This is a genomic window from Nocardia sp. NPDC004860 (assembly GCF_040609015.1).
Lineage (GTDB): Bacteria > Actinomycetota > Actinomycetes > Mycobacteriales > Mycobacteriaceae > Nocardia.
Window position 1 is genome coordinate 642,795 of sequence record NZ_JBEXJI010000001.1, and the last position, 16,728, is coordinate 659,522.

Annotated in this window: 16 protein-coding genes; 6 read left to right on the top strand and 10 right to left on the bottom strand. The window is 68.5% G+C overall.

Features of this window, described 5'->3' with window-relative positions:
• The first annotated feature begins 44 nt into the window (after nt 1–44).
• On the top strand, nt 45–1,349 hold the full coding sequence (locus ABZV44_RS02695; RefSeq protein ID WP_354831638.1) for an ABC transporter permease: 1,305 nt from the start codon (nt 45–47) through the stop codon (nt 1,347–1,349).
• 10 nt (nt 1,350–1,359) lie between these two features.
• On the opposite strand, the gene ABZV44_RS02700 is transcribed toward ABZV44_RS02695, so the two are convergent.
• Genes ABZV44_RS02700 through ABZV44_RS02710 form a run of 3 tightly spaced genes read right to left on the bottom strand, consistent with a single transcriptional unit; the run spans nt 1,360 to nt 4,198 of the window.
• Nucleotides 1,360–1,746, bottom strand: a complete 387-nt coding sequence (locus ABZV44_RS02700; RefSeq protein ID WP_354831017.1) for a sterol carrier family protein — start codon at nt 1,744–1,746, stop codon at nt 1,360–1,362.
• Nucleotides 1,698–2,441 carry a CPBP family intramembrane glutamic endopeptidase gene (locus ABZV44_RS02705; protein ID WP_354831020.1) on the bottom strand — a complete coding sequence of 248 codons (744 nt, stop codon included), beginning with the start codon at nt 2,439–2,441 and terminating at the stop codon, nt 1,698–1,700. Before ABZV44_RS02705 ends, ABZV44_RS02700 begins: the two co-directional genes overlap by 49 nt.
• Nucleotides 2,442–2,443: 2 nt before the next feature.
• A complete protein-coding gene (locus ABZV44_RS02710) occupies nt 2,444–4,198 on the bottom strand; it encodes an alpha/beta hydrolase (protein WP_354831023.1) in 1,755 nt (584 codons plus the stop codon).
• Nucleotides 4,199–4,349: 151 nt separating this feature from the next.
• Here ABZV44_RS02710 and ABZV44_RS02715 point away from each other — a divergent pair, with 151 nt between their 5' ends.
• Nucleotides 4,350–4,637, top strand: a complete 288-nt coding sequence (locus ABZV44_RS02715) for a YiaA/YiaB family inner membrane protein (RefSeq protein WP_354831026.1) — start codon at nt 4,350–4,352, stop codon at nt 4,635–4,637.
• Nucleotides 4,638–4,731: 94 nt separating this feature from the next.
• Here the strand turns inward: ABZV44_RS02715 and purL are convergent, their stop codons facing one another.
• A complete protein-coding gene (gene purL, locus ABZV44_RS02720; protein WP_354831029.1) occupies nt 4,732–7,026 on the bottom strand; it encodes a phosphoribosylformylglycinamidine synthase subunit PurL in 2,295 nt (764 codons plus the stop codon).
• Nucleotides 7,027–7,343: 317 nt separating this feature from the next.
• On the opposite strand from purL, the gene ABZV44_RS02725 reads away from it, so the two are divergent.
• Entirely contained in the window at nt 7,344–8,600 is a 1,257-nt protein-coding gene (locus tag ABZV44_RS02725; RefSeq protein WP_354831032.1) for a glycosyltransferase 87 family protein, read from the top strand.
• Here ABZV44_RS02725 and ABZV44_RS02730 read toward each other — a convergent pair.
• Together ABZV44_RS02730 and ABZV44_RS02735 are read right to left on the bottom strand one after the other, a co-directional pair.
• The gene (locus ABZV44_RS02730; protein ID WP_354831034.1) at nt 8,590–9,897 is read right to left on the bottom strand and encodes a M18 family aminopeptidase; all 1,308 of its coding nucleotides are present in this window, start codon (nt 9,895–9,897) and stop codon (nt 8,590–8,592) included. The two genes, ABZV44_RS02725 and ABZV44_RS02730, sit on opposite strands and share 11 nt — an antisense overlap.
• 167 nt (nt 9,898–10,064) lie before the next feature.
• Nucleotides 10,065–10,502, bottom strand: coding sequence for a MarR family transcriptional regulator (locus ABZV44_RS02735; RefSeq protein WP_354831037.1), 438 nt, complete (start codon nt 10,500–10,502; stop codon nt 10,065–10,067).
• 47 nt (nt 10,503–10,549) lie between these two features.
• Between ABZV44_RS02735 and ABZV44_RS02740 the strand changes: the two genes are divergently transcribed.
• Nucleotides 10,550–11,617, top strand: coding sequence for a substrate-binding domain-containing protein (locus ABZV44_RS02740; RefSeq protein WP_354831040.1), 1,068 nt, complete (start codon nt 10,550–10,552; stop codon nt 11,615–11,617).
• Nucleotides 11,618–11,634: 17 nt separating this feature from the next.
• Here the strand turns inward: ABZV44_RS02740 and purQ are convergent, their stop codons facing one another.
• Entirely contained in the window at nt 11,635–12,312 is a 678-nt protein-coding gene (gene purQ / locus ABZV44_RS02745; RefSeq protein WP_354831043.1) for a phosphoribosylformylglycinamidine synthase subunit PurQ, read from the bottom strand.
• Nucleotides 12,309–12,542, bottom strand: a complete 234-nt coding sequence (gene purS, locus ABZV44_RS02750; RefSeq protein ID WP_040803258.1) for a phosphoribosylformylglycinamidine synthase subunit PurS — start codon at nt 12,540–12,542, stop codon at nt 12,309–12,311. Before purS ends, purQ begins: the two co-directional genes overlap by 4 nt.
• Before the next feature lie 153 nt (nt 12,543–12,695).
• Here purS and ABZV44_RS02755 point away from each other — a divergent pair, with 153 nt between their 5' ends.
• Nucleotides 12,696–13,340 carry an MBL fold metallo-hydrolase gene (locus ABZV44_RS02755; RefSeq protein WP_354831047.1) on the top strand — a complete coding sequence of 215 codons (645 nt, stop codon included), beginning with the start codon at nt 12,696–12,698 and terminating at the stop codon, nt 13,338–13,340.
• A 99-nt stretch (nt 13,341–13,439) separates the two neighbouring features.
• Here ABZV44_RS02755 and ABZV44_RS02760 read toward each other — a convergent pair whose 3' ends face one another.
• On the bottom strand, nt 13,440–14,822 hold the full coding sequence (locus ABZV44_RS02760) for a dipeptidase (RefSeq protein WP_354831049.1): 1,383 nt from the start codon (nt 14,820–14,822) through the stop codon (nt 13,440–13,442).
• A 13-nt stretch (nt 14,823–14,835) separates the two neighbouring features.
• On the bottom strand, nt 14,836–15,045 hold the full coding sequence (locus ABZV44_RS02765; RefSeq protein WP_354831051.1) for a hypothetical protein: 210 nt from the start codon (nt 15,043–15,045) through the stop codon (nt 14,836–14,838).
• A 131-nt stretch (nt 15,046–15,176) separates the two neighbouring features.
• Between ABZV44_RS02765 and ABZV44_RS02770 the strand changes: the two genes are divergently transcribed.
• The gene (locus tag ABZV44_RS02770) at nt 15,177–16,685 is read left to right on the top strand and encodes a glutamate decarboxylase (RefSeq protein ID WP_354831054.1); all 1,509 of its coding nucleotides are present in this window, start codon (nt 15,177–15,179) and stop codon (nt 16,683–16,685) included.
• Nucleotides 16,686–16,728 lie beyond the last annotated feature (43 nt).

Consider the following 16,728-nt stretch of genomic DNA (forward strand, 5'->3'; position numbering starts at 1 on the left):
CCGAAAGCACCGGCAGTACGGAAACCGCTCCACGACCCAGGCATCTGAGCCCGTTCAGGTGGGTGTTTCCGATTGTGGTGGTCACCCTGCTCGCCTCGCTGCTGGGCGTCATGTACCTCGATTACGTGGTCGATCCGGAGAAGAATCTGCACGACTTTCCGATCGCCCTGGTGAATCAGGATGTCGGCGACGATATCGGCGGCAAGCACGTCAACTTCGGCGATCAGATCTCCGACGGTCTACAGCAGGCGGTGCCGTCGGACCAGATCGATCTGCGGGTGCTCGGCATCAACGAGGCGCAGCTGCAGATGCAGTCCGCTCGGGTGTACGGCACGATCATCATCCCGTCCGACTTCTCCAAGCGGCTCGGCATTCTGGGTGTCGGCAGCGTGGTGCCCGGCGACATCACCAAGCCGATCATCACGCTGCAGACCAATCCGCGGGCCGGCGCGTTCGCCACCGCCGTGGTGCAGAAATTCGGTGAGCGAGCTCTCACCCAGGTGAACGCTCAGGTCGGGCAGCAGCTGACCGACCAGGTGAAGGCGCAGCTGGCGCCGGCCCCGGGCGCACCTCCGACGGAACTCACCGCGGCCACCCGGCTGGTGCTGGCGCAACCCCTGAATATCGTCGTCGACCAATTCTGGCCGCTGCCCGGCGGTTCCGGCGAAGGCCTGACCGCGTTCTTCTACAGCCTGCTGCTCCTGCTGGTCGGCATGGTCGGGGCGATGATCATCCATCAGCTCATCGATTCGGCCCTCGGGTTCCTGCCGACCGAGTGGGGACCGTGGTACGTGCACTATCCGCGCGCATCGATCTCGCGGGTGAAGACGCTGCTCATCAAATGGTCGGCGGTGGTGGTGATGGCGCTGGCGGTCTCGGGCGCACTGATGGGCATCGCGGCCGCGCTCGGTATGCCGATCGACAGACCGCTGCTGCTGTTCATCTTCGGCACCCTGGTGATCGTGGCGGTCGGCGTCACCTGCACCTCGATGCTGGCCGCGGTCGGCACCGCGGGCCTGATCATCAACCTGATCATCTTCATCATCCTGGGCCTGCCCTCCTCCGGCGGCACCATTCCGATCGAGGCGACACCCAAGTACTTCGGCTGGCTGGCCAAGTTCGAGCCCATGCACCAGGTCTTCCTGGGCACCCGCTCGATCCTGTACTTCTACGGCAATGGCCGGGCCGGGCTCACCCGCGGCGCGTGGATGGCGGTGCTCGGCCTGATCATCGGCGTCGTCGGCGGACTGTTCATCACCCGCGTCTACGATCGAAAGGGCTTGGAGCGCAAGCCCGTCGAGACCCCGGGCACCGGCGGCGGCAAGCACGCCGAGCCCGCCGGCGCCTAGCGCCGCGGCGTCAGACCGGCACCACCGGCAGCCACCTCGCGACCTCGCCCGCCCGGCTGCCGGAGGCGGACAGTGCACCGGATTCGCGCGCCGCGTCGAAGCCGAGCAGCCCGGTGGCCAGCAGCAGCCAGGTGCGGGAGTCGGTTTCGACCACATTCGGCGGCGTCCCCCGGGTGTGTCTGGGGCCCTCGATGCACTGCACCGCCACGAAGGGCGGTACTCGCACCTCCACCGAATGCCCGGGCGCATCCGCCGCCAATGCCCGCGCGGTCCCGCGCACGGCGGCCGCGAGCTCGGTGCGCGAGGGCGGCACCGTGGTCTCGTCGCGCAGCCACTCCCGCACCGCCGCTACCGCCGCCCGCACCTCCGCCGGATCCACCGCACCTCGTCGCGCCATGCCGCCGAGGCTACTGCGGCGCCCCGGCGTCCCGCTTTCGCGGGCTGAGGCTCACCTCGGGCAAGGCGACGGGCGATCCGTGGGGCCAGGGCTCCGCCCGCATTGAGGGCCAGGTGCAGCAGGGCCGGGGCGGTGGCGCTGCCGGTGTGGCGGCGCAGCCCGTCGAAGAGCAGACCCGCGGCGGTGGTGAGGGCCACCGTTGCCCGGACGGGATCGGCTGCGGCGCGGGCAGGTTGGATGTGGGACAGACCGAAGACGAACGCGCCCAGCGCGTTTCCCGGACGCCCGGCGGCCCGATCCAGCAGCGGCGTCAGCGTCGAGCGGTAGACGAGCTCTTCGGTGAGGACGGTGCCGCCGGGGATGTGCAGGGCAGTCCATTCGACGGTGGAGACGCCCGGGCCGCGATCGGCGAGTCCGGCGAGGTGACGGCGGGTGGGCGGCAGGGCCAGGGCGACAGCGTAACCGGAGAGCACCATCCCCGCCGCCGCCGCGCCGGTGCGCAGCCCATGCGGTGACAACCAGTTCGGCGTGCCTCGGAAGAACAGGGTGTACGCGGCGGCGAAGGCTGTGCTGACGGCGGTGCGGCCGCGCACGTCCAGGTCCAGTGCGGGCAGTATGCGGTTGCTCCACAGCAGCGGGAGCGCTACCGCGGCAAGTGGTTTCGGGCGCAGCAGGGCGCGGACCGTGGCGAGCACGGCTATTTCACCGCCCGCTCGTACGCCTCCGCGAGTTCGATCTGGGTGCGGATGCGTTCGCCGAGGTCCTGGTCCCAGTCGGGTGGGGCGGCGACGGCGGCCCAGCCGTCCAGCACCAGGGAACCGTAGTTGTGGCCGTGACCGTCGCTCACGCCCTGGGCATTGGTGAGGTCGGCGACGACCTGCCAGAAGGTGACCAGAGGCCACCAGCGCATCTGCGGCGAGACATCCGCACCGCGCGGCTCCGAGAGCCAATCCGGTTGGGAGAAGATGAGATCCGAGGACCACCAGACGATGGGGTCGGAGGGGTGCTGGAGATAGGCGATGCGCGGCTTGCGCCAGTCCGCCGAGGGTTTGCCCAGATCGGCTGCGGTGGCGGCGAATCGGACCACCAGGCCGTCGGCGTAGATGGGTTCCACCTCGCGGGTGCCCGGATCGCGGCGCTGAACGAACTGCTGCCACAGGCGATTCGAGTTGGGCGGGCCCACCCACAGCGCGCCGTCCACCTTGGAGCGCAGGTCGGCCAGGCCGTCGAAGGCGGATTCGGAGCCCTGCGAGCCGAGGCTCTCCCCGTACACCAGCAGCTTGGGCCGATGCTCGGGCGGCCGCTGCGACCAGCGCTGGTACACCGCGTCGAAAATCTTCCGCCCGTTGATCGCGACCTTCTGCCGGTCCGCCAGGAACGACAGCACGCTCGGCAGATACGAGTACTGCGAGGCCACGATGGCGGTGTCGCCGCCCCACATGTACTCGATGGCGGCCGCGGCCTCCCCGTTCACCCAGCCGGTGCCGGTGGTGGTGGCCAGCACCAGGACCTTGCGGTCGAAGGCCCCGGTGCGCTCGAGTTCGGCGACCGCCAGGTCTTCCTCGGTGGTGTCCTTGCCCGCCGACTGCAGCCCGACGTACACCCGGATCGGTTCGCGCGCGGGCTTTCCCGTGACGGCGCTGATCAGCATGGGGTCGGGTCCGTGCGAGACGAACCAGCGGCCCTCCGATCCCAGCGTCTCCCACTTGGCCAGCGAGGCCGGACTGCCCGAACGCTCGGGCTGGGCCGGCTGCACCGCGTATTCGGTCACCTTGTCGTTGCGGACACTGAACGCCGAGTTGGCGACCGCGAAGAAGGCGCGGGTGGCGACGCCGTTGAACAGCGTCACGATGAGTACGGTGAGCAGCAGCGCGCCGGTCGCGGGCGCGAGCGCGGGCGGCACCCGCACCCAGCGGCTGAGCAGCCGCGCCAGGAACCGCACGATCTCGCGCAGCGTGCGGTAGGCCGCCACCACCAGCGCGCCGACCGCGAAACTCAGCCCGCCCGTACGCAGATACGCGGCCCGGGTGGTGCCCTCCATGCCCATGAGGGTGGTGATCTCGCGCTGCCAGTCGGCGGACAGCACCAGCATGTAGCCCGCCACCAGAATGCAGACGACCACCACGACGACCTTGATCACGTAGCGCGCCCACTCGGGCGGAGTCGCGATCTTGATCCGCGGCCGAATCCACTTGCGGAACAACCACTGCAGCACACAGCCCACGCCGTAACCGATGGCGGCATTGAGGCCGGAGATCAAACCCTGGAACAGCCAGTCGCGCGGCACCAGCGACGGCGTCACCGACCACGCGAAGAAGATGGTCGCCACCACCAGTCCGGTGTGGTTGAGGTCGATGACGTCCTCGACCTTCCGCGCGGCCACCGTGCCACGCCGATACACCATCGCGCCACGTGTGCGCAGCCGGTTCAGGGCGTCGGCGGAGTCCAGCACCCGTCAAGTATGGACGCAACCGGCCGGAATCCGGGGACCGCAGCATGTGAGAGGGACCATCCCACCGGCGTGTCGCCCGCGGCCTCTACTCGGTGCACTCGAGTAGATGTACTCGGTCGATTCGGCGGCGGGGCCGCCAGACTCACCAACCATGAGCACTCCGAGCGCACACACCAAGAGCACCACGGCGTTTCTGGCTCAGGCCACGATCGCCTTCGGGATCAGCTTCTGCGCCTTGATCATCGGCATCGTCTATCTCCCCCTGGACATCTGGCAGCGCGGATTCTTGCTGATGGCAATGCTGTTCCTGGTGAGCAGCAGTTTCACCCTCGCGAAAGTGATTCGCGATCAACACGAATCCTCGAAGGTGCATCACCGCATCGACGAGGCCCGGATGGAGAAGCTGATGGCCGAGCACGACCCGTTCAAGATCAATTGAGCTTGTCCCGCACCGCAGGAATGGCGAGAGCCCGCCGGATCGAGGGGGAACCGGCGGGCTCTCGGAATGTCCACGGCCCTCGGGCCGGGTCGGTTCAGTGGTCGGAGGTACCGAACAGCGCGGGGAGAGTGCCCTCGTGGGCGGCGCGCAGATCGTCGAGCTTCACACTGAACTGGCCCTGGACCTCCACCGAGTCCGAGCCGTCGTCGACCACGCCGATGCGGGCCCACGGCAGGCCGCGGGCGTCGCACATCTTGGTGAAGCGGGTCTCCTCCGAGCGCGGCACGGCCACCAGGACCCGGCCCGCGGACTCGGAGAAGAGGGTCACGAACGGGTCGGCGCCCTCGGGAATGATGATGCGGCAGGCGGTTTCACCGGCCAGCGCGGCCTCCACCACGGTCTGGATCAGGCCGCCCTCGGAGACATCGTGGGCGGCGGAGACCATGCCGTCGCGGGACCCCGAGACCAGGATCTCGGAGATCAGCTGCTCGCGGGCCAGGTCGACCTGGGGCGGCAGACCGCCGAGGTGGTCGTGCTCGACCTGCGCCCAGATGGAGCCGTCCAGCTCGTCGCGGGTCTCGCCGAGCAGGATGAGGGTCTCGCCCGGCTCGGTGCCCAGGCCGGTCGGGATGCGGCGGTGCACGTCGTCGATGACGCCGAGCACGCCCACCACCGGGGTCGGCAGGATGGCGGTCTGGCCGGTCTGGTTGTAGAAGGACACATTGCCGCCGGTGACCGGAATGCCCAGGGCCGCACAGCCGTCCGCGAGGCCGCGCACGGCCTGCTGGAACTGCCACATGACACCCGGGTCCTCCGGGGAGCCGAAGTTGAGGCAGTTGGTGACGGCCTTGGGGGTGGCGCCGGTGACGGCGACATTGCGGAAGGCCTCGGCCAGCGCCAGCTGCGCGCCGGCGTACGGGTCCAGCTTGGTGTAGCGGCCCGAGGCGTCGGTGGCCAGCGCGATGCCGCGACCGGTCTCCTCGTCGATGCGAATGACACCGGCGTCGGCGTGCTCGGCCAGCACGGTATTGCCGCGCACGTAGCGGTCGTACTGCTCGGTGATCCACTTGCGCGAGCACAGTTGCGGGCTGGCCAGCATCTTCAGCAGGGTGGCGCGCAGCTCGTCACCGGTCTCGGGCCGGTTCAGGCGCGCGACCGTATCCGCGTTCAGCGCATCCTGATCCGCGGGACGCTCGACCGGGCGCTCGTAGACCGGGCCCTGGTGGGCGACGGTACGCGGCGGCACGTCCACCACGGTCTCGCCGTGCCAGGTGATGATCAGGCGCTCGCCGTCGGTGACCTCACCGATGACGGTGGCGGTGACGTCCCACTTCTTGCAGACGGCCATGAAGGCGTCCACATTCTCGGGGGTGACGACCGCGCACATGCGCTCCTGCGACTCGCTCGAAAGGATCTCGGCGGGAGTCATATTGGCGGCGCGCAGCGGCACCTGGTCCAGTTCGATGTGCATGCCGCCGTCACCGGCCGCCGCGAGTTCCGAGGTGGCACAGGACAGTCCGGCGCCGCCGAGGTCCTGGATGCCGACCACCAGTCCGGCGTGGTACAGCTCGAGGCAGCACTCGATGAGGACCTTCTCGGCGAACGGGTCGCCGACCTGGACGCTCGGGAGCTTCTTACGGCCGGAACCGGATTCGTCGCCGGAGAAGGTGTCCGAGGCCAGCACGGACACGCCGCCGATGCCGTCCAGACCGGTCCGCGCGCCGAACAGGATGATCTTGTTGCCCTGGCCGGAGGCGAAGGCCAGGTGCAGGTCCTCGACCCGCATGACGCCCGCGCACAGCGCGTTCACCAGCGGATTGCCCTGGTAGGACGAGTCGAACACGGTCTCGCCGCCCACATTCGGCAGGCCCAGCGAGTTGCCGTAGCCGCCGACGCCACGCACCACGCCGTCGACCACGCGCCGGGTGTCCGGGTGATCGGCCGCACCGAAGCGCAGCTGGTCCATCACCGCGATCGGGCGGGCGCCCATGGCCATGATGTCGCGCACGATACCGCCGACGCCGGTGGCCGCGCCCTGGTAGGGCTCCACATACGAGGGGTGGTTGTGCGACTCGACCTTGAAGGTCACCGCCCAGCCGCCGCCGATGTCCACCACACCCGCGTTCTCGCCGATGCCCGCGAGCATCGACTTCTTCATCTCTTCGGTGGTGGTCTCACCGAAGTAGCGCAGGTGCACCTTGGAAGACTTGTAGGAGCAGTGCTCCGACCACATCACCGAGTACATGGCGAGCTCGGCGTCGGTGGGACGCCGGCCCAGGATCTCCTTGATCCGGGCGTACTCGTCGTCCTTGAGGCCGAGTTCCTTGTAGGGCTGCGGGTGGTCCGAGGTGGCCGCGGCGTTGCTGACGGTATCGACGTGGCTGGTCACGGGAATACCAGAGTCCTTTCGGCCGGGCAGGTCGGAAGCGAAAGCCGGCGTTGCTGGATGTCGGCGAGATACGATCGCGAGTCTAATTGCCTGCATTCCAGCCCTTTACCCCGCCCGCCAGTGTGGCAGCGGCCACTGTCTTCGTAATGCCGGGGCGACAACTGATTTGTCGCCGACCGGGGCAACTCCCCGGGTACGCCCACCATGGTTTCGGCTCCCAACCGCCGGCACGCACGCAGGTCAGGTGGCGGCACGCGAGCCGGGCGCCGAAGGCCCGGGGAGGCCGGGGAGTGACCGTTGCCCGCTACTCTGTCCGGGTGAACGATCGATCCGGGGTCGCGGATCCGACCGAGAAGCCCGTGACCACGCCCGGAGGGCTGACAGGGCGCCAGGGGCAACTGCTGGCGATCGCGGTCGCGCTGTTCGCGATATCCGCGGTGATCAGTTTCGTGACTCTGTGGCACGGGTTCATCGACCTGCAGGTGTATCGGAACGGCGCGCGGGCCTGGCTCGACGGCAAGGATCTGTACGGACCGATGCCGGCGGTGTACGGGATCGGGTTGCCGTTCACCTATCCCCCGCTCGCCGCGCTGTTCTTCGCGCCGCTGGCCATCATGCCGCTGGCCGTCGCGGAGTGGGCGGTGCTCGCGGTCTCCATCGCCTCGCTGGGTGTAACGCTGTGGGTGGTGCTGGACCGGATCCGGCCGAGCCTGGCGTGGCAGACCCGGCTGGCCGTCGTCATCGGCGCGGTCGGGTTGCTGCAGCTGCTGGAGCCGATCCGCGAGACCTACGGGTTCGGTCAGATCAACCTGGTACTGATGGCCGCGGTGACGCTGGATTGCCTGGTGCGCAAGCCCTTCTGGCCGCGCGGCATGCTGATCGGCATCGCGGTGTCGGTGAAGCTGACCCCGGGCGGCTATCTCCTCTACTTCCTGCTGCGCAAGGACTGGAAGGGCGCGATCACCCTGGTGCTGTCCGCCATCGGCGCGATTGCGGTGGGATTCGTGCTGTTCCCGAAGGATTCGCCGCAGTACTGGTTCCACACCCTGTCCGACACCGGCCGCATCGGCCCGCCCTGGTACGCGGGCAACCAGTCGATCAAGGGCTTCGTGTTCCGGCTCGGCTACTCGACCTCGATCTCGACGCTGATCTGGCTGGTGCTGTCGGTGGCCGCGGTGGCGCTGGCCGCCCTGTGGATGAAGCGCCTGCTCGACGCCGGCGCGACGGTCGCGGCCCTGATGGTGAATGCCGCTGCGGTGCTGCTGGTTTCCCCGGTCTCCTGGTCGCACCACTGGGTGTGGATCGCGCCCGCGCTGATCGTGGCCGCCGATGCCGTCGCCCGCGGCCGCCGCAACCGGTGGTTCCTCGGCGCGGCCGGCCTGGCGGTGGTCATGTTCGCCATCGGGCCGATGTGGCTGCTCCCCCACAACCACGACCGCGAACTCACCTGGAACTGGTGGCAGCAGATCGTCGGCAACAGCTACGTCATCGTCACCTTCGCCGTCTTCGTCGTGGCGGCGCTGAGCTATCGCCCGACCCCGGACCCGGAAAAGGCCGCGCTGCTCACGGCGTAGGGGTCAAGAAGGCCGCGAGGGCCGCCGCGTAGGCGGGAACGTCTGCGGCGCCCATCATTTCGCGCGCCGAGTGCATGGCCAGCTGGGCCGCGCCGACATCCACGGTGGACATGCCGGTGCGGGCCGCGGTCATCGGCCCGATGGTGGAGCCGCAGGGCAGATCCGCCCGGTGCACGTAGCGCTGCAACGGGACGTTCGCCTGCGCGCAGGCCAGGGCGAAGGCGCCCGCGCCGGTGGCGTCGGTGGCGTAGCGCAGGTTCTGATTGACCTTGAGCACCGGCCCGCCGTTCACCTCGATGCGGTGCGAGGGCTCGTGCCGGTCCGGATAGTTGGGGTGTGTCGCGTGCGCCATGTCGCCGGAGGCGCACACCGAATCGGCCAGGGCTGCCAGGTATTCCGCGCGTCCGCCGCCGCGGGCGAGCACGATGCGCTCCAGCACCGTGGGCAGCAGCCCGGATTGGGCGCCGCGGTCGGACTGGCTGCCGACCTCCTCGTGGTCGAACATGGCCAGCACCGGCGTCGCCGCGCCGGGTTCGGCGACGGCGGCCAGGAAGGCCCGCAGCCCGGCGTAGCAGGTGCCCTGATTGTCCAGCCGGGGCGCGCTGATCAGATCCAGGTCGCGCCCGATCAGCCTGGAGGGCACCAGATCATGGGTCATCAGCTCCCAGCCCAGCACCGCGCCCGGGTCGATGCCGGAGCGTTCGGCGACGAACGCCAGGAACGAGCGCGGCTCGCCGCCGATCCCCCACACCGCGTTCACGTGCCGTTGCGGATCCAACTGCACGCCGCGCCGGTCGTCGGAGAGGTGGATGGCCAGCTGCGGCACCCGCAGAATCGGCTCGTCGATGCGAATCAGCTGCTCCCGCACCGCATTTCCGTCACGTATCGACAATCGCCCGGAGATGCCGAGATCGCGGTCCAGCCACGAGTTCAGCCAGGCGCCGCCGTAGGGCTCCAGCCCGGCCATCTGCCAGCCCGCCACGGCGGTGTCCGGATGCTGCTTGACCCGCAGATTGGGGCTGTCGGTGTGGGCGCCGACCACCCGGAAGGGGCCGGCCTGCCCGGAGCCGGGGGCCGCGTCCGGGCCACCGTCGGCCCAGGCCACCAGGGAACCGGCGCGCACCACGTAGTAGCGGCCCGCGCCACCCGCGGGCCAGGGCGCCGATTCGGACAGCCGGGTGAAGCCGTGCTCGTCGAGTTCAGCTGCGACAGTTCGGCAGACGTGGAACGGCGACGGGGAGGCATCGATGAATGCGCACAGGCCTGCGGCGGTCGCGGTGGTCTCGGCAACTGGCATGGGCTCGAGCTTATCCGCCTCCCCGAGACTTCAGCGGGCAGCTGAGAGCCGTTGACGGGATGCATTCCGTGCCTGCGTCGAGTGCCGAACCGATCTTGGGGGTACCCGGGGAGTTACCCCGATCCTTGCGAGATCAGTTGTCCCATTCGGACTGCGCCAGGCGTCGGCTACCCGGGCAGCGGGGCTTCGGCGACGCGGCCCAGCAACCGCACCAGCTCCAGATAGTCGTCACTTCCGAGACTGCGGCGCATTTCGGCCTCGGCGCGCGCCTCCTCGGCGCGCACCTCCTCGACCAATTCCTCACCGCGGCGGCTCAGTCCGATCAGGATGCGCCGGCGGTCGTCGGCCGCCGCGACCCGGAAGATGAGCCCGCGCTCGGCGAGCTGGTCGGCGTGCCGGGTGGCCGAGGACGGCGGTAGCTGTGCCCGCGACGCCAGCTCACTCATGGTGATGCCGATATCAGCGGACAGATTGGTGAGCATGCACCACTGGTCGGCGGTGAGCCGCCTGGCACACAATGCGGCGTCCAGGTGACGAAGCCAACTCCGCTCGGCCGCTCGGAGGGCTCCATGCAAGGTGGAAAATCCACCTAGAATTGTCGCCATATTTCCCGCCCGTCAGAAAACCGCTTGAACGAGGGGAAGGGTAGCCCATGTCCCCGTTCGGCGGGAATCCCGAGAACGCCATCGAGATCATCAACATAGTTCCGCAGCAGGGACCCGGCGGTATCTTCGCGCCATCCTGTGAGGCGGCTATTTCTCTCGCGTTGGAAGAAATCAACTCCGGTTCCGGAATTCTGGGACGGGAATTGCGCGTCACCCACATTGACGGCGGGCGCGAACCCCACCTGGTGGCCGGAGAGGTGACGGCACTGCTGGCCACCGGCATGGTGCACGCGGTCACCGGCTGGCACACCTCGGCGGTGCGCCGCGCGGTGGAGCGGGTGACGGCCGGGCGGGTGCCGTACCTGTTCGCCACCGATCACGAGGGCGTGCAGTCGGTTCCGGACGGGCTGTTCATGATCGGGGCGGATCCCGAGCACCAGATCGTGCCCGCGCTGGACTGGCTGCGGCGCTCCTTCGAGGCCCGGCGCTGGGCGATCATCGGCAACGACTACGTGTGGCCGCGGCGCACCGCGCAGGCCGTGCGCGCGGCACTGCAGGATCCGGAGCTGATTCCGCTGGAGCTGTTCGTGCCCATGCGCACCCGGGATTTCGGCCGGTTCCTCGACGATCCCCGGCTCGACCTGGCCGACGGGATCATCGTGCTGCTGGTGGGCGCCGATGTCGCCCGCTTCAACCTGCAGTTCTCCCGGACCGGGCGGTCCGATCAGCAGGTGCGGGTGAGCCCGGCCGTGGACGAGAACGTGCTGCTGGCCGCGGGCGGCGGCGCGAACCACAATCTGTTCGTGCCGTCGGGCTTCTTCGTGAACGGACCGCGCGATCGGGAGCGGCTGGACCGCTATCACCGGCTGCACGGCTGGTTCGCGCCCACGCTCACCAATTTCAGCAATACCAGCTATGAGGCCATCCACACCCTGCGCGGCATGGCCGAGCTGGCCGGATCGCTCGAGGTGCGGCGCATCCAGGCCGCGGTGGCGGACCGGCGGGTCGTCGAAACCCCGTGGGGCGAAGTCGGTTTCGAGGGGATACAAGCAGTCCGCCCGACCTGGCTGGCCAGGGCGGGCGGAGTCGACTTCGAGATTCTGGACGGGATCTAGTCCCGCCGCATGTGGGGCTACGCCTTGACGAGGCTGTCCAGCACCGAGAGGAACAGGCCCAGGCCGTCGTCGCTGGGGCCGGTGAGCGGCTCGGTGGCGTGCTCGGGGTGCGGCATCAGGCCGACGACCCGGCGATTGGCCGAGGTGATGCCGGCGATGTCGCGCTGCGAGCCGTTGGGGTTGCCGCCCGCGTAGCGGAACACCACGCGGCCCTCGCCCTCCAGCTGGTCGAGCACGGCGGTGGACGCCTGGTAGCGGCCCTCGGCGTTCTTGACCGGGATGAGGATCTGGGCGCCCGGCTCGTAGCGGGTGGTCCAGGCGGTGTCGGTCTGCTCGACGGTCAGCCACTGGTCGCGGCAGACGAAGTGCAGGCCGTCGTTGCGGGTCAGCGCACCCGGCAGCAGGCCCGCCTCACAGAGGATCTGGAAGCCGTTGCAGATGCCCAGGATCGGCATGCCCTGCTCGGCGGCCTTGATGACCTCGCCCATGACCGGGGCCATGGAGGCGATGGCGCCGGCGCGCAGGTAGTCGCCGTAGGAGAAGCCGCCGGGGACGACGACCGCGTCGACCTGCTTGAGGTCGGCATCGGCGTGCCACAGCGAAACGGGCTCGGAACCGGCCAGTTTCACCGCCCGGGCGGCGTCGACGTCGTCGAGCGTGCCCGGGAAGGTGATGACACCGATGCGGGCGCTCACAGCCGGACGACCTTCCAGTCCTCGATCACGACATTGGCCAGCAGCGATTCGGCGATCTGCTCCAGGTCGGCGTCGGTGACATTGTCATCGACATCGAGTTCGAATCGCTTGCCCTGCCGCACATCCGAGATGCCGGGGTGCCCGAGACGCCCCAGCGCGCCGACAATGGCTTGTCCCTGCGGATCCAGGATCTCGGCCTTCGGCATCACCTCGACCACGACACGTGCCACGCGTTGCTCCTCAGCTGGTGGGGCGGCGCCCGGCATGCATGCCTGCCGGGCGGGGGGTATCGCTGATCAGCGTAGTTGGCGGGGGCGGCGGACATACCGCCGGGTCGTGCCGTCCGTGGTCCACACCACACCCCCGCGGGCTACCGTTGAATCATGCACATAGCCCATTTCGGACATTCCTGCATTCTCGTGGAGCTCAACGGCAGCAAGATCCTGTTCGATCCGGGCAATTTCTCGCACGGATTCGAAGGTCTCACCGGATTGGATGCCATTGCGGTGACGCATCAGCATCCCGATCACATCTGCCCGCACCGGATCGAGGCGCTGATCGAGGCGAATCCGCAGGCCAGGCTGCTGTCCGATCCGCAGACCGCACTGCTGCGGGGCGAGCCGTGGGAGCCGGTGCATGCCGGAAATATTCTCGAGGTCGGTGATGTCCAAATTACCGGCGGCGGTGGCCGGCACGCGGTCATCCATCCGGAGATCCCCGTTATCGACAACACCGTCTTCCAACTCGGTACTCCGGACGATCCCGCACAACTCGTCCATCCCGGTGATTCACTCTGGGTTCCGCCGACTCCGGTCGGTGTTCTCGCCATTCCCGCGGTCGCCCCGTGGATGCGCATCAGTGAGGCCGTGGATTACCTGCGTGCGGTAAATCCGCGGATCGCGTTCCCCATCCACTACGGCATCATCGCCCCCGAAGCACAGGGCATCTATTTCGGTCGGCTGAATGAAATGAGTCCGGCCAATACCGAATTCAAGATCATCGAACCCGAGGATCACGCGGAATTCTGATGTCGCACCGCCGGGCGGGAGCGGCCACCGCCCGGCGGCGCGAGCTGTGTAACCCACTGCGGCCGAGGCGGATTCGTGGCGAATCTGCCTCGCCCCGGGTCAGCGGTAGGAGGCCAGGAACAGCGCCTCGGCCAGGGCCATGTGCTCGATCTCCGTCGGATCGACGCTCTCATTGGGCGCGTGGATCAGGCACTTCGGTTCCTCCACGCCCATGAGCATGATCTCCGCCTGCGGATAGGTGTCGGCGAAGACATTGCACAGCGGGATCGACCCGCCCTGCCCCTCGGTGGTGGCGGGACGCCCGTAGGCCGCCTGCATGGCCGCGGACATGGCCCGCCGCGCCGGGCCGTCCGTGCTGCCGACGAACGGCGAGCCGGTGGCCTCGGTCTCGACCGTCACCTTCGCGTGCCACGGCGCGTGCGACTTCAGGTGCGCGGTCAGGGCTTTCAGCGCGTCCTCCGGATTGGTGCCCGGCGGGATGCGCAGGTTGAGGCGGGCCCGGGTCCTGGGCTGGATGGCCGCCGAGGAGCCGACCACCGGCGGGACGTCCATACCGAGCACCGTGAGCGCCGGACGGACCCAGAGCATATCGGCGACCTCGCCAGTGCCCAGCAGATGGACGCCGTCGAGAACGCCCGCGTCGGAACGGAATCGGCCCACCGGATACTCATGACCCTGCCAGACCTGGTCATTGCGCAGCCCGTCGATGGTGGTGTTGCCGTCGACGTCGCGCAGGGTGCCGAGCAGGTGGATCATGGCGGCCAGCGCATCCGGCGCGGGACCGCCGAACATGCCGGAATGCAAGGGGCCGGAGAGGGTTTCGACGGTGACGACCACATTCACAGTGCCGCGCAGAGTCTGGGTGAAGGTGGGCACGCCGACCGCGAAATTGCCGCAGTCGCCGATGATCAGAGTGTCGGCGCGCAGCAGGTCGGCATTGCCGGGCACGAACTCCTCCAGTCCGCCGGTGCCCTGCTCCTCGGAGCCCTCCGAGACCAGTACCAGCCCGACCGGATACTCGTCGCCGTACACCTTGCGCAGCGCCCGCAACGCGGTCAGATGCATGACGATATTGCCCTTGCAGTCGGCCGCACCGCGCCCGTACCAGCGGCCATCCTTTTCGGTGAGCTGCCAGACCGGCGTCTGCCACGCGGCGTCGTCGAGCGGCGGCTGCACGTCGTAGTGGCAGTAGAGCATGACGGTCGGCGCGCCCTGCGGCCCCCGGCTCCGGGCCACGACGGCATTGCTGCCGTCCGGGGTCTCGTGCAGCCCCACCTCGGTGAGCCCCTCCGCCTCGAACGCATCCGCCACCCACTGCGCGGCCTTCTCGCACTCCTCGATCGGGAACTGCCGGGCGTCGTACACCGATTTGAACGAGACGAGCTGCGCGAGATCGCTTTTCGCACGCGGCATGAGTTCCTTGACGGCCGCGCGCAACGCGGCCACCTTCGAATCCTCCTGCACCCCTGCGGTCGTGGTCATCACATCCTCCTGATCACTTGGCGGTATCGGGTTTCACGGTCTCACCCTTCTTCAGGTGACCGATTGTTTCCAGGGTGCGCAGGTTTCCGAAGCTCGACATCGGATAGGAGAGGGCGCGATTGCGGTCGACGGTGTCGGTCAGCAGCTGATCGGCTACCGCACCCGCCCCGAGGTGCGGCTGCGTGGCGGACATCGCCTGCGCTATGACATGCTGATAGTCCATAGTGCTGAATAGTAACCGTTCAGCAACTTTCTCTTGATTACGAAACGGTAGCTGGCCGAACCAGTTTCGATCATGGCCGGCTGGCTACCATGATCTCGGCAAACCCATGCCGAATCTCGATCGGAGGCCATATGACCGGCACCACGGAACCCGACGACGTCTACGCGATGCCCGGCATCAGACGCGCGGCTCCGCACCGCGGCTTCCCGGAGCACGAGATCTTCCCGCAGGTCGCCTACCAGATCGTCCACGACGAACTGATGCTCGACGGCGTCTCCCGGATGAACCTGGCCACCTTCTGCACCACCTGGGTCGACGACCAGGCCCGGCGGCTGATGAACGAATGCCTCGACAAGAACATCGTCGACAAGGACGAGTACCCGCAGACCGCCGAACTCGAGCAGCGCGGCGTGCACATGCTCGCCGACCTGTGGAACTCCCCCGATCCGCGGGGCACGCTGGGCACCTCCACCACCGGGTCCAGCGAGGCCGCCATGCTGGGCGGCCTGGCCGCCAAATTCCGCTGGCGCAAGCGCGGTGGCACCGGCACCCCCAACTTCGTGTGCGGCCCGGTCCAGGTGTGCTGGGAGAAGTTCGCGCGCTACTTCGACGTGGAGATCCGCCAGATCCCGCTGCGCGGCGAGCGCTACACCATGCATCCCGACGACATCGCGGCCTACTGCGACGAGAACACCATCATGGTGGTGCCCACCTTCGGCCAGACCTTCACCGGTCTGTTCGAGGATGTCGAGGGCATCAGCAAGGCGCTCGACGCGCTGCAGGCCGCGACCGGACTCGACATTCCCATCCACGTCGACGCGGCCAGCGGCGGCTTCCTCGCCCCGTTCTGCGCACCCGAAATCTGTTGGGATTTCCGGCTTCCGCGGGTCAAGTCCATCAACGCCTCCGGCCACAAGACCGGTCTCGCACCGCTGGGCGCGGGCTGGGCCATCTGGCGGACCAAGGAGGATCTGCCCGAAGAGCTCATCTTCAATGTCGACTATCTCGGCGGCAACATGCCCACCTTCAACCTGAACTTCTCCCGGCCCGGCGGGCAGGCCGTCACCCAGTACTACGAGTTCATCCGGCTGGGCCGCACCGGTTACCGCAATGTGCAGACCGCCATCTACACCGCAAGCCAGCACCTGGCCAAGGGCATTGCCGAGGCCGGGCCGTTCGAGCTCATCCACGATGCCGACCCGCGCCGCGGCATCACCGCCGTCTCGTGGAAACTGGCCGGCGGCGCGGACTACAACCTCTACGACCTGTCCGATCGGCTGCGCACCCGCGGCTGGCTCATCGCCGCCTACCCGCTGCCCGCCGACCGCGGGGACGAGATCATCATGCGCGCGGTGCTGCGCCACGGCTTCACCATCGACATGGCCGACCTGCTGCTCGCCGACCTGCACCGCAGCCTGCAGGTGCTCGGCAAGCATCCGATGACGACCTCGCTCACCCGCGAGGAGGCGGGCGGCTTCCCGCACAACGCGCGCGCGGTCGTCCCCACCCCCAAGGCGAAACCGGTGCGGTCCAAGGCCGAGGGCAAGGCCACGATCAACGGCAAGAAGACCGCCGAGACCCCCGCCGAAACCAAGCCCGCCAAAACCAAGCACGCCAAGTCCAAGGCCGGCAAGAAGTGAGCGCGGCCGAGAGTCCGTCCGCCACCGGATAACCACGGCGGCA

What these genes read in the sequence shown, in the direction of transcription:
- ABZV44_RS02765 (WP_354831051.1), bottom strand. Translation starts at nt 15,045, where the DNA reads ATGGACTATCAGCATGTCATAGCGCAGGCGATGTCCGCCACGCAGCCG.
- ABZV44_RS02755 (WP_354831047.1), top strand. Translation starts at nt 12,696, where the DNA reads ATGCACATAGCCCATTTCGGACATTCCTGCATTCTCGTGGAGCTCAAC.
- ABZV44_RS02730 (WP_354831034.1), bottom strand. Translation starts at nt 9,897, where the DNA reads ATGCCAGTTGCCGAGACCACCGCGACCGCCGCAGGCCTGTGCGCATTC.
- ABZV44_RS02715 (WP_354831026.1), top strand. Translation starts at nt 4,350, where the DNA reads ATGAGCACTCCGAGCGCACACACCAAGAGCACCACGGCGTTTCTGGCT.
- ABZV44_RS02770 (WP_354831054.1), top strand. Translation starts at nt 15,177, where the DNA reads ATGACCGGCACCACGGAACCCGACGACGTCTACGCGATGCCCGGCATC.
- ABZV44_RS02740 (WP_354831040.1), top strand. Translation starts at nt 10,550, where the DNA reads ATGTCCCCGTTCGGCGGGAATCCCGAGAACGCCATCGAGATCATCAAC.
- ABZV44_RS02700 (WP_354831017.1), bottom strand. Translation starts at nt 1,746, where the DNA reads ATGGCGCGACGAGGTGCGGTGGATCCGGCGGAGGTGCGGGCGGCGGTA.
- ABZV44_RS02760 (WP_354831049.1), bottom strand. Translation starts at nt 14,822, where the DNA reads ATGACCACGACCGCAGGGGTGCAGGAGGATTCGAAGGTGGCCGCGTTG.
- ABZV44_RS02735 (WP_354831037.1), bottom strand. Translation starts at nt 10,502, where the DNA reads ATGGCGACAATTCTAGGTGGATTTTCCACCTTGCATGGAGCCCTCCGA.